Below are 24113 nucleotides of genomic sequence, written 5' to 3'. Positions count from 1 at the left end.
ATGGAACCCATATCAAAAAAATATCCCGCTGAAAACGGGATATTTGACTTGTTTTTTTGCTTTTTTTAGTTGAGCCCTATCTGGCTGATGAGCTTGATCCCCCCATCCAAATACTCATATTGATACAAGATTCCATCTCCCACCATGATCAAGTGGTTTTCCAAAGGAATGACATCAAAAGTGACGATGTCCTCGAAATGGTTCAGCTCTTTCAGGTCGTTGATGTCGGTCTTGTCATAGACCTTCAGACCGGAAGTCCCGTCACAGATAAAAAGTTTTTCTTCCCTGATACCCAGGCCGTAGGGCCCATCCATAGGGTACTGTACCGCCAGTTCTGGATTCAAAATGTCCGAAATGTCCACAATGAACAATCCGCTCTCGGTGGCACCACACATATTTCCTCCTCGCAAGGTCACATAAGCATAATCGCCATCCACCACCACCGGGTCGCAGGCCGTACCATGCTCAAACTCCGAAACCTTGGAAGGTGCGGCAGGGTCGGTGATGTCATATATATACATTCCCCGCATGCTGCCCAAGAAAAGGTAACTACCATTGTAAAAAATGGTCTCTATATCAAAACCTGCATACACATCCTCCAACGCCTGTGGGTTGTCCAAATCAGATATGTTGAACACATTGATGTTATGGCTGTCCACGGCGTAGAGGTAATCTTCCACGATTTTGAACCTCGCGAGCGAACCTCCTTGGCCCGTTGTTCCACCATTGGCAGATTCCATGGCTAGCATGTCATTCGTAAAAAAGCCCCAACCCTGTTTTTCCGCTTCGGAAATCAGCCTTCTTTCCGTTGTGGTCGTCCATCCCACAATGATCTCATTTTCGTAATCGTATTCCATGTCCTCTATGATATTGGCCTCAAAAGGGAAGACCGTGCCGCCTTGCAACACGTTTTCCAAACGGTTCACCAACGCAATGTTGTCGATATCGGAAATATCGATGACTATCAAATCCGCCAAGCTATCCGCAAAAAGATAATCGTCCTTGACCGAAATGTCCACATTGCCGGGAATATTGATGAATCCAATTTTTACGGGTTGCTGTGGATTACGGTTGTCGATTACATGGATGCCCTGGTATTTGTCATTCACAAAAATGTAATCTTTATAGGTATAGACCTTTCCCGATTCTTCAATAGGTCTGGGTGCGATGATGTCCACACTGTTGGCAAATTCCGTTTTGCTCATCACCAAGGGACGGGCAACGATATAATCGGCATATTTATCACTGGAATCGTCGTTGGTACAGGACCCAAACAACAGAAACGCCAGGAAAGGCAACAAAAGGATTTTCTTTTTCATAATAGTCGGTATTTTAACCCTATAGATGATAATTTTCCAAAAAAGTTGCGTCAACCTTCAGTGAAAATTCAAGCATCCATGGACAGACCGATGGCATCCTTATATATGTAGTAAATTGGAATCTTGGAGAACATCGCCGTAAAGAAAACACCCACCAAACAGAGGATGACCCCCAATTGAGCGACCAATCCCGCCACAAAGACCAAAGCAAATATGATGAGCCAGTTCTTATTGCCCAGCGCAAACCCGGATTTCACGATTTCCAGGGCCGTCAGTTCCCGATCAAAAGCAAAAAAAGCGGGGAAAAGGGACATGGGGACCATCAAATAAATAATACCCAGCCCACAGGCCAGCAATCCCAACAAAGACAATCCAAACATCAACAACGAAAGGACAAGCGCCTTGACCAAGTAAGGCTTTTTGAAATAGAAAAAGTAATCATCCCTGCCCATTTCGTCCATATCGTACTTTCGGCAAATGCGCAAAAAAGCGGCATTCAAACAAAGACCAATGACCATCACCCCAACGGAAAAAATGGGCATTACCAAAATCATGATGCCTGCAAATGCCGGGGGCATCTCATTATGCTCAAAGGCTTCGGGGTCCGAAATCCCCATGGCCAACATGGGCGCATAGATCAAAATATAAAAAGGGATCATGGTCAAAAGGGTCAACAGTAAGGTAAGGAATCCCTGCAGCCAAACTTTTTTGAAGAGTTCCACAGATCGGTTGAACACGCTCCCAAACTCCGTTGGGCCACTTTCGTTAATGCGTTGGGAAACATGGGTAAAGTCCATATCGGCAATGGTTATGTTATTTTGTTGAAGGTAACATTAACTCCCGAATCCACAATATAATCCTAAAAAATACTGCCATATTGTCACTAAAATGGAATAAGCATTATCTTTGCACCCCATTGCAGCAATATGATAAAGGACGAAAGCGTAGCGAAAATAATAGACGAAAGCCAACAGGGAAACACTTTGGCTTTGGAGAAGGACGAAAAGAACACCCGAAAGCTCTACATCGAGAGCTATGGCTGCCAGATGAATTTCTCCGACAGTGAGATCGTTGCGTCCATTCTGGCCAAGGAGGGGTTCAACACCACACAGCTATTGGAGGAGGCCGACCTGGTCTTGGTAAACACCTGTTCCATCCGCGAAAAGGCGGAACAGACCGTGCGCAAGCGTCTGGAAAAATTCAACGCCGTAAAAAAGACGAACCCCCACATGAAAGTTGGCGTCTTGGGATGTATGGCGGAACGCTTGAAAAGCAAGTTCCTTGAAGAGGAGAAGATCGTGGACATGGTGGTAGGCCCCGATGCCTACAAGGACCTGCCCAACCTCATCCAGGAAATCGATGAGGGCCGTAATGCCGTGAACGTTATCCTTTCCAAGGACGAGACCTATGGCGATGTGGCCCCTGTCAGGCTGAACTCCAATGGCATCACCGCTTTTGTGTCCATCACCCGTGGGTGCGACAACATGTGTACCTTCTGTGTAGTGCCCTTTACCCGTGGCAGGGAACGCAGCCGTGACCCCCAATCCATTTTGGAAGAAGTGAACGATCTTTGGGAAAGAGGTTTCAAGGAAATTACCCTTTTGGGACAAAATGTGGACAGTTACCTTTGGTATGGTGGTGGTCTGAAGAAGGATTTTGAAAAGGCCTCGGAAATGCAAAAAGCCACATCTGTGAACTTTTCCAAACTTTTGGAACTGGTGGCCCAAGCGCAGCCCAAAATGCGCATCCGTTTCTCCACCTCCAACCCACAGGACATGACCTTGGACGTTATAGAGACCATGGCCAAATATGAAAATATCTGCAAATACATCCACCTGCCCGTACAGAGTGGCAGCAATAGGATCTTGACGGCCATGAACCGCCTTCATACCCGTGAGGAATATTTTGAACTCATCGATAACATCAAAAAAATCATTCCCGATTGCGCCATCAGCCAAGATATGATCACCGGTTTCCCAACGGAGACGGAAGAAGACCATCAGGACACCTTAAGTTTGATGGAATACGTCAAATACGATTTTGGCTTCATGTTCGCCTATTCCGAAAGACCCGGAACCTTAGCCGAGCGTAAAATGGAGGATGACATTCCCGAAGAGACCAAGAAAAGACGTCTAACGGAAATCATTGACGCACAACAAAGGCACAGCCATTATCGCACACAAGAGCATTTGGGCAGGACCGAGGAAGTACTCATCGAGGGCACCTCCAAAAAATCTGCCGACCATTGGATGGGCCGAAACTCACAGAACACCGTGGTGGTCTTTCCAAAGGAACACTACAAAGTGGGCGATTTTGTAAACGTAAAGATCAATGAATGTACCTCTGCCACCTTGATCGGCGAGGCGGTGGGCCATTCGAAAAACAATTAACAACCTTTTGTAGTTCTGTACAGTTGCTGAGCGCAGTCGAAGCATGATGTGGACACAAAAGCAAAACAATAAGATTCCTGCCACCGCAGGAATGACAGAAAATGGAAAGTATACAATCCATAAAACAACGGTTCGAGCTCATCGGCAATGATGTGAAACTCAACCGTGCCATAGAAAAATCCATCCAAGTGGCCCCGACCGACATTTCGGTCCTGGTCACTGGGGAAAGTGGAGTCGGAAAGGAAGCGATTCCCAAGATCATCCATTCCTTATCGCACCGCAAGCACGCCAAATACATTGCTGTGAACTGTGGGGCCATTCCCGAGGGCACCATAGACAGTGAACTCTTTGGCCATGAAAAGGGAGCCTTTACCGGGGCCACACAGACCCGAAGCGGATATTTTGAGGTGGCCGATGGCGGAACCATCTTTCTGGATGAAGTGGGCGAACTCCCACTCACCACCCAAGTTCGTTTGCTGCGTGTATTGGAAAACGGGGAATTCCTGAAAGTGGGATCTTCCCAAGTACAGAAGACCAATGTCCGCATCGTGGCGGCCACCAACGTGAACATGTTCGAGGCCATTGAAAAGGAAAAGTTCAGGGAAGACCTCTACTATAGGTTGAGCACGGTGGAGATCAATATTCCCCCACTCCGTGAACGCCGGGAGGACATCCATTTGCTGTTCCGGAAATTTGCTTCGGATTTTGGTCAGAAATACAAAATGCCCACCATTCGCCTGGAGGACGATGCAGTCCATCTATTGTTGAAATACCGTTGGCCGGGAAACATCAGGCAATTGCGGAACATCGCCGAACAGATATCGGTATTGGAAGAAAACAGGACCATCACGGCAGCCACATTGAAAAGCTACCTGCCCGATGCCAGTGGTTCCAATCTACCCGCAGTGGTAGGACAGACCAAGAAGGAAAGTGACTTCAGCAACGAGCGTGAAATTCTTTATAAAGTGCTCTTCGACATGAAGGGGGACCTGAACGACCTGAAAAAGCTGACATTGGAACTCCTCAAGGAAAACGATTCCAAAAAGGTGCAAAAGGAAAATGAAAACCTCATCCGCAAGATCTACGGAAAACCCGAAGAGGATATCGAACAAGAAGAGGAAGCCATGGCCGAGGTGCTCCATTTACCCGAACCTATTGTAGAGGGAAAAATGCACCCTCCCGTGCAACAGCCACAGGAGGACCGTTACCACTTTGCAGAAGAGATCCAAGAGGAAGAAACCCTATCTTTACAGGAAAAAGAAATAGAGCTCATCAAAAAATCACTGGAGCGGAACAGGGGCAAGCGCAAAGCAGCTGCTTCCGAGCTCGGTATTTCGGAACGGACCTTGTACCGAAAGATCAAACAGTATGATCTCTAATTTGGCGGCTTTGTTATTTGAACACATTATGAGGAAAAAAAATAGTTTAAAGGTTGGATTATTGGGACTGGTCTTCTTTCTCTCCGGCTGTGGTGCTTACCAGGGACATAATTTTTCTGGAGCGGACATTGGGACGGCACAAAGTTTCCAAGTGAACTTTTTTCAGAACTATGCTGACCAGACCCCTGGCTCTACCATTGTGCCCGGACTAGATCGTGATTTTACATTGGCCCTGCAGGATATGATCAACAACCTCACCAGTCTTTCCCTTACCGGAAGCAACGGTGATTTGTTGTATGAAGGGGAAATCATCGAATACAAAGTGATCCCGATGACGGCCACCTCCGACCAACGGACCGCCCAGAACCGCCTCACCATGAGCGTGAACGTACGGTTCTTTAACAACACCAAGGAGGACGCCGATTTTGAACGCCGTTTCTCCTTCTTTTACGATTTTGATGCCGCTGCCTCATTGACATCCGTCCAGGCTGCCGCACACGAAGTAATATTTGAACGCCTCACACAGGACATTTTCAATGCTTCCTTGGGCAATTGGTAACCGCATATGAACGTAACGGATTTTATACATATTCTTCAAAACTCGAACACCATCCTGTCCCCAAAACAGACCCGGGAACTGGAGGACATCATTGAGGAATATCCCTATTTTCAAGCGGCAAGGGCCTTGCACTTGAAGGGACTGAAAAATCTGGACAGTTACAAATACAACAACGCCCTGAAGACCACAGCGGCATACACCACGGATAGGGATGTGCTGTTCGACTACATTACTTCCAAGGAATTCATCCAGAACAACATTGCGGACACCATTGCGGGACGGGGCTCCAAACTGGAAGACCAAAAGGCCATTTCCGAGGAAATAGAGCCCAACCCGAATACCGAGAGCATGATGGGCGAAGCGGACGAACCGGCCCTGCCACAGAACATCAAGGATGCCGAGCAAATCCTGAACCCGGAACTGTTCAAATCCAAAATGCCCGAGGAACCATCGATTCCCGCACAAGAAAAACCCAAAGCAGAAACCGACCTTCAATTGGGCAAGCCCATCCCGTTTACCAAAAAAGAAAAACATTCCTTTACCCAATGGCTCCAACTTACTTCCAAAACTGTAGAAGTGGAAACGGCGGAAAATGTCATGGAAGAGCTGGAACGCAAGAAAAAATTTGAGTTGTTGGACAGGTTCATCCAGAAGAATCCCAAAATAGTGCCCCAAGAAAACATAAAGCCAAAGGTCAACATAAAGGAGTCCACAAAGTTTGACAAAAACGAGTTGATGACCGAGACTTTGGCCAAGGTCTATCTGGAGCAGAAAAAGTATAAAAAGGCCATTCAAGCCTTTAAAATATTGAGTTTGAAATATCCAGAAAAAAGTGGTTTCTTTGCAGACCAAATTCAGGCGGTGAAAAACCTCCAGAACGAAAAAGAAGAATAAGAAATGAGCACGTTTACAATTTTTTTGATATTGATCATTATCGTGTGCCTTTTGTTGGTGTTGGTCATCATGGTCCAAAACCCTAAAGGTGGTGGGCTGTCCTCATCCTTCGGTGGAGGGGGCAATCAAGTTGTGGGAGGTGTGAAGAAGACCGGTGACTTTTTGGACAAGAGTACCTGGACGCTTGCCACTTTGTTGATCGTGTTGATCCTGCTTTCCAATGTTTCCCTAAAGGGAAGCTATGGCCAAGCGGATTCCAAGTTGTTGCAAGGTGACGACACGGAGACCACGATCCCTGAAACTGTTCCTGAGGAAATCCCGGAACAAGTTCCTGCCACAGATGTCGATCCCACGGACACCCTTAACTAGTAGATAGTGACAAAGCATACAAAAATGCCAGCTTGAATGACAAGCTGGCATTTTTGTTTTCCATAATGTCAGTTTTTGGGCAATGGCATAATTTCTGCCCAAATGATTCGAGAATTTTATAAAACAAACACCTAAAAATTTTAAATATGGCTAAAGTAAACATCAAACCATTGGCAGACAGGGTATTGATTGAGCCTCTACAGGCCGAGACCAAGACTGCTTCCGGTATCATCATTCCTGACAACGCAAAGGAGAAGCCCCAAAAAGGAAACGTTGTGGCTGTGGGGCCTGGCACAAAGGATGAAAAAGTAACCGTAAAAGTGGGCGATACCGTACTCTATGGAAAATATGCAGGTACCGAGCTCAAACTGGACGGCATAGATTATTTGATGATGCGCGAGAGTGATATTTTGGCAATCATATAACTGAATTTTCCAAAAAAAATAGAAACCGTGACTCCCTTGGCTGCTAATCTGGTTTGGGGGAATCTAAATTTTCAAACAAAAAAACAGTAAAATGGCAAAAGACATTAAATTCGATATTGACGCACGCGACGGCCTGAAACGCGGTGTTGACAAATTGGCCGAGGCCGTTAAGGTAACCTTGGGACCCAAGGGAAGAAACGTGATCATCAGCAAATCCTTCGGGGCACCCCAAGTGACCAAGGATGGTGTATCCGTTGCAAAAGAGATTGAATTGGAAGATCCGCTAGAGAACATGGGGGCCCAAATGGTGAAGGAAGTAGCTTCCAAAACCAACGACCAAGCTGGTGACGGTACCACAACTGCTACCGTATTGGCACAGGCCATCGTAAAAGAAGGACTTAAGAACGTTGCTGCGGGCGCAAACCCCATGGATTTGAAAAGAGGAATCGACAAAGCTGTTGAGACCTTGGTGGCCGATCTGGAAAAACAGGCCAAAAAAGTGGGCAACGATTCTGACAAGATCAAACAAGTGGCCTCTATCTCCGCAAACAACGATGAAACAATCGGGGACCTTATCGCCACTGCATTTGCCAAAGTTGGAAAAGAGGGCGTGATCACCGTGGAAGAAGCAAAAGGTACCGATACCTATGTGGACGTGGTGGAAGGAATGCAGTTTGACCGCGGATACCTTTCTCCCTACTTCGTCACCAACACCGACAAGATGATTGCCGACTTGGACAATCCTTACATTCTCCTTTTCGACAAGAAAATATCCAACCTACAGGAGATCCTTCCCATCCTTGAGCCAGTGGCACAATCCGGAAGACCCCTTTTGATCATCGCCGAAGATGTTGAGGGACAAGCCTTGGCCACTTTGGTAGTGAACAAGTTGAGAGGTGGCCTAAAGATAGCCGCAGTAAAAGCTCCAGGTTTTGGGGATAGAAGAAAAGCGATGTTGGAAGATATCGCCATCCTGACCGGCGGCACCGTAATCTCTGAAGAAAGAGGTTTCTCTTTGGAAAATGCCTCTTTGGACATGTTGGGCACTGCCGAGACAGTGACCATCGACAAGGACAATACCACAATTGTCAATGGTTCCGGAAAAGCTTCTGACATCAAGGCAAGGGTGAACCAGATCAAAGCGCAGATTGAGACCACCACTTCCGATTATGACAAGGAAAAATTGCAAGAGCGTTTGGCCAAATTGGCCGGTGGTGTAGCCGTTCTATATGTTGGTGCCGCTTCCGAAGTGGAAATGAAAGAGAAAAAAGACCGTGTAGATGATGCACTTCACGCCACGCGTGCCGCTGTGGAAGAAGGTATCGTGGCCGGTGGTGGCGTTGCTTTGGTAAGGGCCAAAAAAGTGCTTGAAAAATTGGCCACCGATTCTTTGGACGAGACCACAGGTGTGCAGATCGTTGCCAAGGCCATTGAAGCGCCTTTGCGTACCATCGTGGAAAATGCCGGTGGCGAAGGTTCCGTGGTGATCGCAAAAGTACTTGAAGGCAAGAAGGATTTTGGTTACGATGCCAAATCTGACAAGTATGTGGACATGCTACAGGCAGGTATCATCGATCCTAAGAAAGTGACCCGTATCGCCTTGGAAAATGCCGCCTCTGTTGCAGGAATGATCTTGACCACGGAGTGTGCCTTGACCGACATCAAAGAGGATTCACCAGCTGGACCTCCAATGGGTGGCGGAATGCCCGGAATGATGTAAGAATTCCAAAGTATATAAAAATAGGACGCCCTGACTTTCATCAGGGCGTTTCTTTTTTGTATCCAGTAAATGGTTCGCTCGAACCAAAAAATACCAAGTTACTTCTTCTTACCAGTAGCTTGGGTAGTCTTCTTTGCAGCAGGCTTAGCAGCAGCTTTTGCAGGAGATGACTTTCCAGTTGACTTTGCGTTTTTCATCAGTCAGTAAATTAAAAAACTAGAGTAAATGTATATCAGTTTTAAATCCGAAAAATTTTATTGGCTAAAAATTAACTAAAAATTTTTGGCGCTCTTTTTAATTGATAACGTGGACAATACTCCCACAAGTAAGCATATCCTCCCCATAATACGGATTACGGATTTCCTTCTCCAAACTCAACCAGTTCGCCCCCTCATTTTTATTGGCCATGGGACATTTTTGCACATAGATGGTTTGGCCCATGCCCTGCATTTGGTTCCCGATTTCGACCATCTGTTCCGAAAGGAGAACAAACTTTTCCCGTTGCCCAACAAGGGAACTTTCGTTGGACATGTCCAAAAAATGGTTTGTCAACGTTGAAAAATAGGTTTTTTCTTTTGGGCCCATTTGCATTCCGACCACTTTTTCTGACTCTTCGGCACCTTTTCTCGCAAACTGCCGTGCTTCTTTTTCGTTGGAGGCCACCAGGGCATCTTTCAGTTTGAGGTAATTCTCCAAAATTCCTTTAAAATCGGTTTTCATACCCGAAGGAAAATCCATGTCCGTATTTACTTGCCCATGGCCTTCATGGCCTGTCATAGACACGCCTCCACTTGGATTCATCATGGATTTTTTTCCTTGCAACTGGGCAGCGGCATCCACGGTAAAGGTTCCCTTCGCCACGATTTCCTCCCCGTTTTCCAATCCTGAATCGACCACATAGTTGCCGTTCACCAAGTTGCCCAATTGTACTTCCCTCATCTCAAAAACAGCTTCCCCTGGATTGGGTTTTACATAGACCACAGAACGTTTTCCTGTCCATAGGACAGCACTTTCGGGAATCTGCAATGTTTCGCCCACTTTTTGTGACAATTCAACCTCAGCCGTGACGAACATCCCCGGTTTCAACAGTCCTTTTCGGTTATCCAATGAGGCACGTACCTCCAAAGTCCTGCTATTGTTGTTCAATATGGGATCTACAAAGGAAATTTTGGCATCAAAGGATTCATTGGGATAGGCTTTGCTATTGACCTTTAAAATCTGGCCCTTTTCAAACAGGGCCAACTGGTTCTCATAGGCATCAAAAATGGCCCATACCGTGTTCAGGTTGGCCACCCTCACCAAAGGTGAGCCTGTTTTGATGTAATCTCCTTCCTCTACCAAAATTCCAGACACCACCCCAGAAACATTGGCATGGACCGGAAAGTTTTGGCGCACCTGCCCAGACTTCTCAATCTGGTCTATTTGGGCATCCGACAACTTCCAAAGCTTCAACTTGTTTCGCACCGCAGTATACAATGCGGGCTGCGTGGATTTCAGATTGGCGGCCGTGATCAATTCTTGCTGGGCGGAAACAAGTTCAGGGGCGTATATGGTGGCCAAAAGCTGGCCTCTTTTGACTTCCTCGCCCTCAAAATTGACGTTCAGCTTCTCTATCCTTCCATCAAAATAGGCAGATTGTACGGCATCGGATTCTTGGTTGACGGCCACTTTTCCTGAAAGTCTTGCGCGTCCCCCGTTGTCCGAACTCCCCATACCTACGGTTATGGTCTCCACGCCGGCAAGGGCCATGGCGTTGGGCGTCATTCTGATCTGTGCCTGGGCCAATCCTTCCCCAGAGGAATGGGCCGGGATCAAATCCATTCCACAAATAGGGCAATCCCCAGGTTCGGGCTGCATGATCTGTGGATGCATGGAACAGGTCCACATCTGTTCAGAGGCCATTTCGGCACCATGGTCATGTTCCACTGGCGCTGTTTTGGCCGTGCTGGTCCCAAAAATCAAGTATCCTACCAGAAGCCCCATGGCAACGGCGATACAGACATACCAAATATTCTCCTTTTTCATTTTTTCTATTTATTTTTTTCAAAATCAGAATGCACTAGGGCATTCCATACACTATTATTTTTTTCGCTTGATCATTTTCCTGACCGTTGGCGAGGAGATGAACCACAATAAAAACCCACTGAGCACAGTGATCAACCCCAATAAAGAAAACCCTCGAAGCACAATGGTGTTAAAATCATCCCTTCCTTGATAATCCATGGTGTGGGTCATCCAAAGAAAATCGAACCAGCGCCAGTTACGGTGCCTCACGGTCTGGAAAGCCCCATTGTCAAGTGCCACATAGGCTTTCAGGTTTTCCTTGGTCTCATAAGAAATCTCATAAGCAGGCAAAGGTTTGCCCCTATATTCACTATGTGCCCCTACCTCATCGATCCGCAAAATGGAACTCACTTTTAGATCAGGGCGCATATGCTGGGCCGCCACTTGTAGGGCCTCATCTTCACTGACATGGGATTTTGGCTCTCCTGTCCGGGCATCGTACAGGGATGTGTCATTGACCCAATAATACGGTCTGCCCGCAATCTCCAACAGTTGAAGGGATTCCACATTGCCCACCCCTTTCAATTGTGCAGTTCCCAAAAGATCGGTGAAAGAAGATTTTTGGACCGGCAATTGTCTGTAATGGTCGCCATGTATCTCATCAATGTCCGTCCAACTGAAATACATACCACTCAGGGTCCACATCAAAAATTGGATGCCAAGAAATATCCCTAAATACCTATGGGCCTTTCGAATGTTGATCGCAGTGGTCCTTTTTACCATATTTTAGTCGATTGATTTTGTTCTTAGACGTAATGCATTTGCGATGACCGATACGGAACTAAAGCTCATGGCCAAGGCTGCTATCATTGGTGAGAGCAACAGCCCAAAAAAGGGATAAAGCACCCCTGCCGCCACTGGAACCCCAATGGTGTTATAGATCAAGGCAAAAAACAGGTTCTGTTTGATGTTCTTCATCACGGCCTCGCTCAGGTTCCTTGCCTTTACGATGCCGTGCAGGTCTCCTTTGACCAAGGTGATCATGGCACTCTCTATGGCCACATCGGTACCGGTCCCCATGGCTATCCCAAGATCGCTCTTGGCCAGTGCAGGCGCATCGTTGATGCCGTCCCCCGCCATGGCCACCACTTTCCCCTCTTTTTGAAGGCGCTCCACCTCCCGCATCTTATCCTCGGGAAGGGTTTCGGCCTTGAAATCATTTAACCCCAGTTCTTGTGCCACGGCCTTTGCAGTATTCGCATTGTCCCCAGTGAGCATGATCACGGCCATACCTTTGTCCTGAATGGACCTGATAGCGGCCGCACTGGTCTCCTTGATCTTATCGCCAATGGCAATGTACCCTTCGCACACCCCATCCACTGCCAGATAGGATATTGTCTTTCCCTGTTCTTGGGATTTCTTTACCTCGGCTTTCATATCGTCTGAAACTTTGGCCTTGGCTTTTTCCATCATTTTGAGGTTGCCCAAGTGCAGTTCCGCTTCCTTGACTTTACCTTCGACACCCATTCCTGTCACGGCGTTGAAATCTTTCGTCTTCGACACTGTTATGCCATTCTCCTTTCCATATTTTACAGTGGCCTGAGCCAACGGATGCTCACTATTGGCATTCAACGAGATGACAAATTGCATCAGTTCCTCTTTGGAATACGTTGTACCAAAAGTTCCGATGTGGTCGAAAGTGGGCTTACCTTCGGTGATGGTCCCCGTTTTGTCAATGATAAGGGTATCCACTTTTGCTATTTTCTCCAAGGCTTCGGCATTTTTGATCAACACTCCGTTTTGCGCCCCTTTCCCTACACCGACCATTACCGACATGGGGGTCGCCAAGCCCAGGGCACAGGGACAGGCTATGATCAAGACGGCGATGGCATTGATCAACGCATATACATAGGCCGGTTCCGGACCCCAAATGGCCCAGACACCAAAGGTGACAATGGACACAAGAACCACAACGGGCACAAAATAGGCAGAAACCTTGTCGGCCAAATTTTGAATGGGCGCCCGACTTCTACTGGCATCGTTGACCATGTGGATGATTTGGGAGAGAAGCGTATCGCTCCCCACTTTTTCGGCCTTCATCAAAAAAGATCGGTTGCCATTGATGGTACCACTGTTAACTTTGTCATCCACTTGTTTTTCCACAGGAATGGACTCTCCCGTGATCATGGATTCGTCCACAGAGCTTTCCCCCTCGGTGATGGTGCCATCCACTGGTATCTTTTCACCTGGCTTCACGCGCAGGATGTCCCCAATTTCGATGGTGTCTATCCCTACTTCCACTTCCTCTCCATCCACTACTTTAATGGCTTTGTTGGGGGACAGTTTGAGCAGTTCCTTCACCGCATTGTTGGTCTTGCTATGTGCTTTGGCTTCCAGCAATTGCCCCAACAGTACCAAAGTGAGTATCACCGTGGCCGCTTCAAAATATACGTGTACCGTGCCCGACCCGCTTTTGAACTGATCTGGAAAAAAATCAGGAAAGAGCAATGCGACCGTACTGAATACAAAGGCCACCCCGGCACCAATGCCAATGAGGGTGAACATGTTCAGGTTCCAGGTCTTGATGCTCCGATAGGCTCTTTCAAAAAACATCCATGTAGCATAAAAAACCACGGGAAGCGACAGTGCAAATTGGACCCAGTTCCAATACTTTGGTTCCATGAGCTGGTACAATGGATTATTGGACAGCATTTCGCTCATGGCAATCAGAAAGATGGGCAGGGTAAAGGCCAATGCCGCCCAAAACTTTTTGAGCAATCGCTTGTATGTCTTTTCCTCTGCACTGGTCTCAGGGGTCATGGGCACGAGGTCCATTCCACAGATCGGACAAGATCCAGGTCCATCCTTTACCACTTCCGGATGCATGGGGCAGGTCCATTTTTCCTTGGATGCCGATGACATGTTCTGCTCTTCCACGAGGTCCATTCCACACACCGGACAATCCCCTGGCTTATCGTAGGTCTTGTCTCCTTCGCAATGCATGGGGCAATAAAAGGTACCTGTTCCGTTTTTGATAGGTTGTTTTTTTTCCTCCTTGGGTTGATGGTGATGGTGCCCGGGCATGTGTATGCTGTACCGGTCACTATCCTTTTTGAGGGCTTCTTGAAAAGTCTCAAGGGGAATATGGGCATCCATCTCGATCACTGCCTCTGCCTTTTCCAGGTTCACCTCTACCCCCGTGACCCCTTCTACTTTGGAAAGGGTTCCTTCCACATGGCTCCTACAACCGTTGCAACTCATTCCGTGTATGTGATAGGTGTGCTTCATCTTATTTGCTTTTATCGTACAAAACTACCTCATCCTCAGTCCAAAGCTTTTTACAATTCTGGTTTTCTTTTATACAATTTGGTCCAGGGATTTTCGGTTCCATTGCTGTACTTTCCTGTAGTCCGTCATGGACATCCCTGTCACCGATTTGAACTGTTTGGCCAAATGGCTGCTACTGGCATAGTCCAGGTCGTAAGCAATCTCGGAAAAGGTCTTGCTCCCCATCTGGATCTGCTCCTTGACCCTTTCAATTTTTAGCAGGATGAAATACCTTTCTATGGTAACGCCTTCCTTTGCGCTGAACATCTTGCTGAGCATCGAGTATTCCTTTTTCATGCTTTTGGATAGATGATCCGAGAGATTCTGATGTATCCCGTTTTCCAAGGCAATGATCAAGTTTTTCTTGATCTCTGCAATGAAGGAGTCTTCTTGGTCTTCGATCAATTCAAACCCGTTCTGCATCAAAATCTCCCGGATAAGCTCCATTTGGCCCTTGGCCCCTTCACTTAGCTCCACTTCCCCCAATTCAATCTGCACCACTTCGATGCCTGCCTTCTGAAGTTCTCTTTTCAGGACGCTTTTACATCGATCGCATACCATATTTTTGACCTTGATGTGCATTTTGGGCGCTCTTGAGGGTTAATGGGTTTCGTTAATTATGGGGTTCGTCGGCCTTGGGCTTGTCCTCGTTCAAGACATAGGTCATGCCGCATACCGGACATTTCCCTTCTGTTTCACTGCCACTTCCTTCACAGTGCATTGGGCAAACATACGTAGAGGTGTACTCTTTCCCTTGCTTGGCATCCATTTCCTTATGGTCCATGTCGTGCCCTTCCTTTTCCATATCATGGCCTTCGTGTTCCATGGTTGCCTCTGTGGAGGTTTCCTTGGCTTCCTCTGTTTTTCCTTTACAGGATACGGTCAGCACCAAAGCCGACACAAGCGAGATTCCAATAATTGTTCTGATGTTTGTTCTCATGGGTCTTAAATTTACTTGTTAATTAAATAATTGATGATGGCAGATTGTACATAGTACAACTGTATGGATTGTATTTGGTTCGTCTGAAATTTCAATTGCAGTTCTTGAATGTCCAGCACATCATTGAAATCAATGGTGCCCGTTTCATAACTTTTGATCAGGATCTCTTCGGCATCCTTGGCTTGTTGCAGGTTCTTGGTTTGCGTAGCATGAGCGATGCGCGCTTCGTTGCGTTGTGAGACCGCTTTGGCAAAGGCATTTTCCAACACATTCAACCGTTCCGTTTTTTGAAGTTCGATTTCCTTTTGGCGCAACTGGTTCTGTTTGGTGACCGACTTGACCCTATTGCTAAAAATGGGAATGGAAAAAGTCACCATCGGCATTACAATATCCTTTCCATTATCGCTCATTGCCATATCAGTCCGTTCCGAAACAGGGATGTAATCGAGCCCTATCCCAAAACTTGGGGCATTTTCCTTTTGGTTGAGTAGTTCCGATTGCGTGACCGACTCGTACAATTGATCGTATTTGAGGAGTTCTGGATTTAGGCTCAGATCATCTTTGTTGAGCATAGGGTCATCCAAGGGAATGTCCATTTCATCCACCACCTCAACAGCAATACTTTCATCACGGTTCAACAAATTATTGAAAACAGCCTGCTCCGCCAAATAGGATTGCTCCAACACTTCTTTTTGCTGCTGTAGTTCGTTTTGGCGAATTTGAAGTTTCAACACATCCACCGCCGAAGCTTTTCCTATCTCAACCGAGGTCAAGGCCAAGGTTTCGTAGGTTTTCAGCAAATCAATATTTTCCTGAAGCACCTTTTGCCTGGCCTGAATCCCATATAAACTATAATAAGATTGTGCCAATGACAAGGCCAGTTTTCGTTTGGCAATCACAATTTCAGCATACTCCGTTTCCGCCATGGAACTTGCATAATTTTCCCGTGCGGTGATGGTACCGAACCAAGGCAACATCTGCGATACCGAAAATCTGGCCCGCTGCGCCCCTGTTCTGGTCTCTGGTTCGCTTACAAAATATCCTGCCGCAATAGTGGTATTGGGCAAAGTGTTCATTTCACTCACCTTTTCCTTTGCGATGTTATAGCGCAGCTCCAAAGCCTGGATCATAGGGCTGTTCAGCTCAGCTTCCTGAAGATAGAACTCCAACGATTGTGCATTTGCCCCAAAAGCAGTAAGTGCAAAGACTATATAAATGAATCTCTTTTTCATCGGTTCTGCAGTTTAAGTTGCAATTCGCTTTTCCAACTGTACAATACAGGTACCACGAACAGGGTAATCAAGGCGATCAACATACCCCCAAAACTGGGTATGGCCATGGGGATCATAATGTCGCTCCCCCTTCCTGTGCTGGTGAGTACAGGAAGTAGGGCCAAAATTGTGGTTGCTGTGGTCATAAGACAGGGCCTGATCCGCTTTTCACCTGCTTCCAATACCGAACTCCTGATGCCTTCCAACGTACTAGGGGCATTCCTATCAAAGGTCTGCGTCAGGTAGGTGGCCATGACCACCCCATCATCCGTAGCAATACCAAAAAGAGCAATGAAACCGACCCATACCGCCACACTCAGGTTGATGGTGTGCATTTGAAAAAGGTCCCTTAGGTTTTCCCCAAAAAAATTGAAGTTCAGGAACCAATCCTGTCCATAGAGCCAGATCATTAGAAAGCCTCCTGCAAAGGCAACGGCAATTCCTGAAAACACCATCAGCGAGGTGGCCACGGACCTAAATTGAAAGTAGAGGATGAGGAATATGATCAACAGGGCCAAGGGCACCACAACGGATAGCGTCTTTTCCGCCCTAAGTTGGTTCTCATAGGTGCCCGTGAACTGGTAACTGATTCCCTTGGGAACCACAAGATCCCCATTCTCTATTTTTTCCAGAATCTTATCCTGGGCATTTTCCACCACATCCACTTCGGCAAATCCGTCCAATTTATCGAACAGCACATAACCTACCAAAAAGGTGTCCTCGCTCTTTATCATCTGTGGTCCCTGTTCGTATCGGATCGTGGCCAATTCGTTCAAAGGGACAGGGTTTCCTTTTTCCACAGGAACGTAAATATTGCCCAATTCGGTAGGGTTGGACCTTAGTTCCCTGGGATATCGTACCCGAACAGCATAGCGCTCACGCCCTTCCACGGTCTGGGTCAACGCCATACCGCCAATGGCCACTTCCAATACCTGTTGCACATCTTCAATGACAATGCCATAGCGGACCAATTTTTCCCGATCAATGTCGATCAACAAATAAGGTTTCCCCACGATACGATCGGCAAAAACAGCTTGATCCTTCACACCGTCCGCCTCTTTGATGATATTTTCCAGTTGCAGCCCAAACTTTTCAATCTCTTTCAGATCCTGGCCCTTCACCTTGATGCCCATGGGTGCCCTCATCCCGGTCTGCAGCATCACCAAGCGGGTCTCGATGGGCTGTAACTTGGGTGCCGATGTGATCCCTGGAAGCTGGGTTGCCCGTACAATCTCATCCCAGATATCATCGGGACTCTTTATCTCTGGACGCCAGTTCCTGAAATATTCGCCATCCTTATCAGGGACCAAAAGTGCTCGGTCGATACGCAGGGGGTCGCTCACATGACTGTCCGCATAATCCTTTTCGTTCTGTACAGGATTGTTCGGGTTGAAGGCCACTTTTTCGTTTTTCAGCACAAAGTAACCGTCCTTGTTCACCTTGTACCGTTGGGGACTCCCCGATTCATCTTTTTCATACTCCGAACGGTATTGGATTATGTTCTCGTACATGGAAAGGGGTGCAGGGTCCAAGGCAGACTCGGTCCTTCCCGCTTTTCCCACAATGGTTTCCACTTCGGGGATCGTTGCCACGGCCATGTCCAATTGCTGCAAAACGCGCTTGTTTTCTTCCACTCCTGCATGCGGCAACGAAGTGGGCATCAACAGAAACGACCCTTCATTCAGCGAAGGCATAAATTCCTTTCCCGTATTTCGCATGATCAAAAATCCAAATACCACGATCACTGTAGGAATGGAAAGGAAAAGCAACTTGTTTTCCAGTGCCCATGTGAGGATTTTGCTATAATATTTTCTGAAGAGGTAAAACCCTCCCAACAAGACCCCACAGATGAGCCCTACGAAGATCAGGTTGATCGCGATGCTCCGATTGAACCCCAATGGTCTCCAATAGGCCGCCAACAGAAACACAATGGCAATGACACAAATGGCCACATTGATCAAACTGACCTTTTTGCCGTCAATGATCTCCCTTAGCTTCAAAATGCCCGAAACGCCAAAAGCAATCAAGACCAAGCCCAACCATTGTCCAAACACAATGGCCACCAAGCCCAACACAATCAGAGTGCCGTTCCATATATATTTCAGCAATGGGCTTTGGCTCTTCTTTTTGAAGATGATGGCCGCAAAGGGCGGAATCAGGAACAGGGCGACAATAATGGAAGATGTCAAGGCCATGGTTTTGGTAAATGCCAAGGGAGTGAAGAGTTTTCCTTCGGCCCCTACCATGGTGAACACGGGAATAAAACTGATGATCGTGGTCAAAACAGCCGTTAAAATGGCTCCCGAGACTTCCGAGGTCGCATTGTAGACTACTGTGTCTATGGGAAGACCTTCACTGTTCTCGTCCATATGCCGAATGATGTTCTCCGAAAGGATCACACCTACGTCCACCATGGTACCAATGGCAATGGCAATACCGGAAAGGGCCACAATATTGGCATCCACACCAAACAGTTTCATGGAAACGAACACCATTAGCACTGCAATTGGGAGCAGCCCTGAGATCAAAATGGAGGCCCTCAGGTTGAACACCATCACCACAATGACCAAAATGGTGATCAATATTTCCAAGGTCAATGCCTCGTTCAGGGTACCCAAGGTTTCCTGTATCAGTTCGGTCCGGTCATAAAAGGGAACAATGGTCACTTGGGAGGTAGTGCCGTCTTTCAATTCTTTTGAAGGAAGTCCAGCACTGAGTTCTTGGATCTTTTCCTTCACGTTGTTGATGACCTCGAGGGGGTTGGCCCCATAGCGGGCCACAACAACCCCGCCGACCACTTCGGCGCCTTCCTTGTCCAGTATGCCCCTTCTCTCCGCAGGGCCTAAGGAAACATGGGCTACATCCTTGAGGCGGATGGCTTTATAATCCGTTGATGTGACCACTGCATTTTTAAGGTCTTCCAAGGATTTGATATAGCCCAGCCCACGGACCAGATATTCTGCTTTGTTAATCTCCAACGTCTGGGCCCCAATGTCGCGATTGCTCTGTTTTACGGCCTTTGCAATTTGATCCAGGCCGATGTTGTATTGCTTCAACAGCTCGGGATCCACATCCACTTGGTATTCCTGAACAAATCCGCCAATGGAAGCCACTTCCGATACCCCACTGGCCGAAGACAGTGCATATTTCACATAGTAATCCTGGATACTTCGCAGTTCTTGCAGGTCCCATCCCCCGGTCACATTACCCTCTTTGTCCCTTCCTTCCAAAGTGTACCAATAAATCTGTCCAAGTGCTGTGGCATCCGGTCCCAAAGCGGGACTGATACCTTCGGGAAGCAGATTGTCCGGTAAGGAGTTCAGTTTTTCCAGAATACGGCTCCTACTCCAATAGAATTCCACTTCCTCTTCAAAAATGATATAGATACTGGAAATCCCGAAGGCCGAAGAGCTTCTGATGGTCTTCACCCCGGGAATCCCCAACAAGGAAGAGGTCAAGGGGTAAGTAATTTGGTCTTCGATGTCCTGCGGTGACCTGCCGGGCCATTTGGTGAATACGATCTGTTGGTTCTCCCCAATATCGGGGATGGCATCCACGGCAACCGGGTCCTTGGGCAAGAATCCCGTATCCCAGTCAAAAGGTGCGTTCACAATGCCCCAGCCCATGAAAAGGACCAGCAGCAAAATGGCCACTAATTTATTTTCTATTAGAAATTTGATGCTTTTGTTCAGCATAGCATTTTGATTTAAACATTAGTCCAAGGCAAAAATTTGCACATACGATCCAGCCCGATCGTGGTGGATCGGGTTGAAAGACCAATATCAAATCAAATGAGAAAAGTCTGATGCAGTACTTGAACGTCCCGTATCAGTGGTGGCGGAGAGTAATCAACAAAAGCGCTGGTTTCTTCTGCTTCTCCTTCAAAGAGGTAAAAATAGGAATGGACAAAACTTACCAAGAAAAGCTGTTGGTCCAGACTGAAATTATCAAAGGACATTTTGAGGTCGTCCTGTCCTTGGACGGTAAATGATTCATCATCACAGCAGGAAGTCTCCATATCCATCCCCATACCACAATCATCCGCATGGGCAAAAAAGGAAATATCCATGACCCGACCCATACAAATATGCTTGTCCACCGTCCATGAAACTGTGGAAACCAAGACCAAAAGGGCCATTAGGGATGATATGAACTGATGTAGAATCTGCTTCATTACGATACAAAACTACAAAATATTAACATTTATTGTGCTATTTAACAGAAGTTTAAAAACGTACCGGGTAAGTTGGATTTCATTTGTCGTACCAATATTCCATTCCCTATTTTTGCAAAAAATGAATTCCATGCTGGACTCCCTAAGACCCCAAGTACTTTCCATCCTCAACGAGGAATCCGAATCTGTGGACACCCGTTTGGGTAAAATCTGTGAACTCTTGAAAAGCAATGTTCCCTATTACGATTGGGTGGGGTTCTATTTCAAAAATGGGGACAAGCAGGAACTGAAACTTGGACCCTATGCCGGTGCACCCACCGACCATACCATTATTCCCTTTGGGAAAGGCATTTGCGGACAGGTAGCGGTGAGCAACCAAAACTTTGTGGTGCCCGATGTTTCCGCCCAGGACAACTACATTGCCTGTAGTATTACCGTGAAGGCCGAGATTGTGGTCCCCCTTTTTGTAAATGGTGAAAACGTGGGGCAAATCGATATTGATTCCAACACCCCGGACCCATTTACGGAAGCCGACGAGCGTTTTTTGGAATTCATCAACCAAGAAGTCGCCAAAATTCTGTAAAACTTCTACTATTTTGTTGATAACCCACTCTTCTTTTTGTGACAAAAGGGGTAATTTTGTGCGCTCAATAAATTGATTACAAGACACAGAAGATGACTGCCAAAAAAGCCTCCGCTGCACTGATTTCCGTATTTCACAAAGATGGTTTGGAACCCATCGTAAAAAAACTGAACGACTTGGGTGTGACCCTCTATTCCACAGGGGGAACCGAAACATTTATCCGTGACCTCGGCATTGATGTGGTGCCCGTTGAGGATGTGACCAGCTATCCCTCCATTTTGGGCGGCCGTGTTAAGACTTTGCACCCTAAGGTCTTTGGAGGTATTCTGAACCGACAGGACAATGAAACCGATGTGGCCCAAATGAAGGAATTCGATATTCCGCAATTGGATATTGTGATCGTAGACCTATATCCCTTTGAAAAGACCGTGGCGAGTGGTGCTTCGGAACAAGATATCATTGAAAAGATTGACATAGGCGGAATCTCCCTGATCAGGGCGGCCGCCAAAAACTTCAAGGATGTGCTTTGCGTTTCCTCTATGGAAGATTACGAAGACTTTTTGAACGTAATCTCCGAAGGGAACGGAACCACCAGTTTGGAAGACCGCAAGCGTTTTGCCACGAAGGCCTTCAATGTTTCCTCGCATTATGACACGGCCATCTTCAACTATTTCAACAAGGAAAAAGAAGAAACCGTACTGAAAATCAGCGAGACCAAGGGGCAAGAGCTCCGATATGGCGAAAACCCGCACCAAAAAGGATACTTCTTTGGCGATTTTGATGCCATGTTCACCAAATTGCACGGCAAAGAGCTGTCCTACAACAACCTCTTGGATGTGGATGCCGCCGTGAACCTTATGGGAGAGTTCAAAAATGACGACCCTACCTTTGCCATCCTAAAACACAACAATGCCTGCGGTTTGGCTACACGAAGCACCATCAAACAGGCGTATGTGGATGCGTTGGCAGGAGACCCGGTTTCCGCATTTGGCGGCATTTTGATCTCCAATGTTGAAATTGACAAACCTACCGCCGAAGAAATCCACGAGTTGTTCTGCGAAGTGATCATCGCACCAAGTTATTCCGATGAGGCTTTGGAAATCTTGAAAGGCAAAAAGAACCGAATCATCCTTATTCAAAATGAAATTGAATTGCCAGAAACCTTGGTCAGGACTTGTTTGAATGGGGTCTTGGTCCAGGATAAGGACTCCAAAACCGATTCCAAAGAAGATTTGAATCCAGTTACGGACAAAAAACCAACCGCAGAAGAAATCGAGGACTTGATTTTCGCTTCCAAACTGTGCAAGCACACCAAGAGCAATACCATTGTTCTGGCCAAAAACAAACAATTATGTGCGAGTGGAACGGGACAAACTTCACGTGTAGATGCTTTGAACCAAGCCATCCACAAGGCACAATCCTTCAATTTTGATTTGAATGGTTCCGTTATGGCCAGCGATGCCTTTTTTCCGTTCCCCGATTGTGTGGAAATTGCGGACAAAGCTGGAATCAAAAGTGTGATCCAACCTGGAGGTTCCATCAAGGACCAATTGAGCATCGATTATTGCAATGAAAATGGAATGGCCATGGTCATGACCGGGACACGGCATTTTAAACATTAATTTTAGTACATTAGCCGTTAATTTTTACCGTTAATCCGAAATAGACACTTATATGGGATTTTTTGATTTCATGACCGAGGAGATTGCCATTGACCTTGGTACCGCAAATACCCTGATCATCCACTTGGACAAGGTGGTTGTGGACAGTCCCTCCATTGTGGCCAGGGACCGTGTATCGGGAAAAATTATCGCGGTGGGACGCGAAGCCAGTATGATGCAGGGCAAGACCCATGAAAACATCAAGACCATCAGACCTTTGAAGGACGGTGTCATCGCCGACTTCGATGCTTCGGAAAAGATGATCAACATGTTCATCAAAAACATCCCCGCATTGAAGAAAAAATGGTTCCCACCTGCCCTTCGTATGGTCATCTGTATCCCCTCCGGCATCACGGAAGTGGAAATGCGGGCCGTTAGGGAATCTGCGGAACGGGTGAACGGCAAGGAAGTGTATTTGATCCACGAGCCCATGGCCGCGGCCATCGGTATCGGATTGGACATTATGCAGCCCAAGGGCAACATGATCGTGGACATCGGTGGGGGAACCACCGAAATTGCCGTGATCGCGCTTGGCGGCATCGTTTGTGACAAATCAGTGAAAATTGCAGGGGATGTCTTCACCAACGACATCATCTACTATATGCGTACCCAGCACAACCTCTATGTGGGGGAAAGCACCGCAGAGGCCATAAAAATTGAGATCGGTTCCGCAACGGAGGACCTAAAATCACCCCCGGACGACAAGTCCATCCAAGGGCGTGACCTCTTGACCGGCAAACCCAAACAGGTCCAGGTTTCCTATCGCGAAATTGCCAAGGCACTTGACAAGAGTATCCTAAGGGTTGAGGATGCCGTGATGGAAACCCTTTCCCAAACACCCCCCGAACTGGCAGCGGACATCTACAACACGGGCATTTATTTGGCCGGAGGTGGATCCATGCTCCGTGGATTGGACAGAAGGCTTTCCCAAAAGACCGACCTGCCCGTTTACATAGCAGAAGATCCTTTGAGAGCTGTGGTACGTGGTACAGGGATTGCCCTTAAAAACTTGGAACGCTATAAAAGTATTTTGATCAAATAGTTCCGTCTTCAAGACGGTTCCATTACCTTGAAGGCGTTCAAAATTTTCTTAACGAT

The 24113-nt window shown here is 47.0% G+C and carries 20 protein-coding genes; 10 read left to right on the top strand and 10 right to left on the bottom strand.

Annotated features, from left to right (window positions below; translation table 11 throughout):
- Positions 1 to 65: 65 nt before the first annotated feature.
- Positions 66 to 1319, bottom strand: a complete 1254-nt coding sequence (locus D2V93_RS14650; protein ID WP_119619916.1) for an LVIVD repeat-containing protein — start codon at positions 1317 to 1319, stop codon at positions 66 to 68.
- 68 nt (positions 1320 to 1387) lie between these two features.
- Positions 1388 to 2116, bottom strand: a complete 729-nt coding sequence (locus D2V93_RS14645; RefSeq protein WP_072875672.1) for a hypothetical protein — start codon at positions 2114 to 2116, stop codon at positions 1388 to 1390.
- Positions 2117 to 2245: 129 nt separating this feature from the next.
- Here D2V93_RS14645 and miaB point away from each other — a divergent pair, with 129 nt between their 5' ends.
- The 7 genes from miaB (at position 2246) to groL (ending at position 9055) form a co-directional block, all read left to right on the top strand.
- Entirely contained in the window at positions 2246 to 3709 is a 1464-nt protein-coding gene (gene miaB / locus D2V93_RS14640; RefSeq protein WP_119619915.1) for a tRNA (N6-isopentenyl adenosine(37)-C2)-methylthiotransferase MiaB, read from the top strand.
- A gap of 101 nt (positions 3710 to 3810) precedes the next feature.
- On the top strand, positions 3811 to 5088 hold the full coding sequence (locus tag D2V93_RS14635; RefSeq protein WP_072875676.1) for a sigma-54 interaction domain-containing protein: 1278 nt from the start codon (positions 3811 to 3813) through the stop codon (positions 5086 to 5088).
- Positions 5089 to 5116: 28 nt separating this feature from the next.
- Positions 5117 to 5647 carry an LptE family protein gene (locus tag D2V93_RS14630; protein ID WP_072875678.1) on the top strand — a complete coding sequence of 177 codons (531 nt, stop codon included), beginning with the start codon at positions 5117 to 5119 and terminating at the stop codon, positions 5645 to 5647.
- Positions 5648 to 5653: 6 nt separating this feature from the next.
- A complete protein-coding gene (locus tag D2V93_RS14625) occupies positions 5654 to 6541 on the top strand; it encodes a hypothetical protein (RefSeq protein ID WP_119619914.1) in 888 nt (295 codons plus the stop codon).
- Positions 6542 to 6544: 3 nt separating this feature from the next.
- The gene (secG, locus tag D2V93_RS14620; RefSeq protein WP_072875682.1) at positions 6545 to 6910 is read left to right on the top strand and encodes a preprotein translocase subunit SecG; all 366 of its coding nucleotides are present in this window, start codon (positions 6545 to 6547) and stop codon (positions 6908 to 6910) included.
- Positions 6911 to 7056: 146 nt separating this feature from the next.
- The gene (locus D2V93_RS14615) at positions 7057 to 7335 is read left to right on the top strand and encodes a co-chaperone GroES (protein WP_072875684.1); all 279 of its coding nucleotides are present in this window, start codon (positions 7057 to 7059) and stop codon (positions 7333 to 7335) included.
- 91 nt (positions 7336 to 7426) lie between these two features.
- Positions 7427 to 9055, top strand: a complete 1629-nt coding sequence (groL, locus tag D2V93_RS14610) for a chaperonin GroEL (protein WP_119619913.1) — start codon at positions 7427 to 7429, stop codon at positions 9053 to 9055.
- Between the two features lie 294 nt (positions 9056 to 9349).
- Here the strand turns inward: groL and D2V93_RS14605 are convergent, their stop codons facing one another.
- The 8 genes from D2V93_RS14605 to D2V93_RS14570 form a co-directional block, all read right to left on the bottom strand.
- A complete protein-coding gene (locus D2V93_RS14605; RefSeq protein ID WP_119619912.1) occupies positions 9350 to 11080 on the bottom strand; it encodes an efflux RND transporter periplasmic adaptor subunit in 1731 nt (576 codons plus the stop codon).
- A gap of 54 nt (positions 11081 to 11134) precedes the next feature.
- Positions 11135 to 11842 carry a PepSY domain-containing protein gene (locus D2V93_RS14600; protein WP_119619911.1) on the bottom strand — a complete coding sequence of 236 codons (708 nt, stop codon included), beginning with the start codon at positions 11840 to 11842 and terminating at the stop codon, positions 11135 to 11137.
- A 3-nt stretch (positions 11843 to 11845) separates the two neighbouring features.
- Positions 11846 to 14347 (bottom strand): heavy metal translocating P-type ATPase, encoded by a 2502-nt coding sequence (locus D2V93_RS14595; RefSeq protein ID WP_119619910.1) that lies wholly within the window; start codon positions 14345 to 14347, stop codon positions 11846 to 11848.
- 69 nt (positions 14348 to 14416) lie between these two features.
- The gene (locus D2V93_RS14590; protein ID WP_245750546.1) at positions 14417 to 14947 is read right to left on the bottom strand and encodes a helix-turn-helix domain-containing protein; all 531 of its coding nucleotides are present in this window, start codon (positions 14945 to 14947) and stop codon (positions 14417 to 14419) included.
- A 52-nt stretch (positions 14948 to 14999) separates the two neighbouring features.
- A complete protein-coding gene (locus D2V93_RS14585) occupies positions 15000 to 15326 on the bottom strand; it encodes a heavy metal-binding domain-containing protein (RefSeq protein ID WP_119619909.1) in 327 nt (108 codons plus the stop codon).
- An 11-nt stretch (positions 15327 to 15337) separates the two neighbouring features.
- Complete coding sequence (locus D2V93_RS14580) at positions 15338 to 16558, bottom strand: TolC family protein (protein ID WP_119619908.1); 1221 nt, start codon at positions 16556 to 16558, stop codon at positions 15338 to 15340.
- Positions 16555 to 20292, bottom strand: coding sequence for an efflux RND transporter permease subunit (locus tag D2V93_RS14575; RefSeq protein WP_119619907.1), 3738 nt, complete (start codon positions 20290 to 20292; stop codon positions 16555 to 16557). Before D2V93_RS14575 ends, D2V93_RS14580 begins: the two co-directional genes overlap by 4 nt.
- 92 nt (positions 20293 to 20384) lie before the next feature.
- Complete coding sequence (locus D2V93_RS14570) at positions 20385 to 20771, bottom strand: HYC_CC_PP family protein (protein ID WP_072875699.1); 387 nt, start codon at positions 20769 to 20771, stop codon at positions 20385 to 20387.
- Positions 20772 to 20901: 130 nt separating this feature from the next.
- Between D2V93_RS14570 and D2V93_RS14565 the strand changes: the two genes are divergently transcribed.
- The 3 genes from D2V93_RS14565 to D2V93_RS14555 all read left to right on the top strand — a co-directional run bounded on the left by D2V93_RS14565 (position 20902) and on the right by D2V93_RS14555 (position 24057).
- Positions 20902 to 21354, top strand: a complete 453-nt coding sequence (locus D2V93_RS14565) for a GAF domain-containing protein (protein ID WP_072876801.1) — start codon at positions 20902 to 20904, stop codon at positions 21352 to 21354.
- A 92-nt stretch (positions 21355 to 21446) separates the two neighbouring features.
- Complete coding sequence (gene purH, locus D2V93_RS14560) at positions 21447 to 22976, top strand: bifunctional phosphoribosylaminoimidazolecarboxamide formyltransferase/IMP cyclohydrolase (protein ID WP_119619906.1); 1530 nt, start codon at positions 21447 to 21449, stop codon at positions 22974 to 22976.
- 52 nt (positions 22977 to 23028) lie between these two features.
- Positions 23029 to 24057, top strand: a complete 1029-nt coding sequence (locus D2V93_RS14555) for a rod shape-determining protein (RefSeq protein WP_072875703.1) — start codon at positions 23029 to 23031, stop codon at positions 24055 to 24057.
- Positions 24058 to 24113: the final 56 nt, after the last annotated feature.

The sequence above is a fragment of the Flagellimonas taeanensis genome (assembly GCF_003584105.1).
Taxonomy (GTDB): Bacteria; Bacteroidota; Bacteroidia; order Flavobacteriales; family Flavobacteriaceae; genus Flagellimonas; species Flagellimonas taeanensis.
This window is presented reverse-complemented; position numbering and strand designations above follow the sequence as displayed.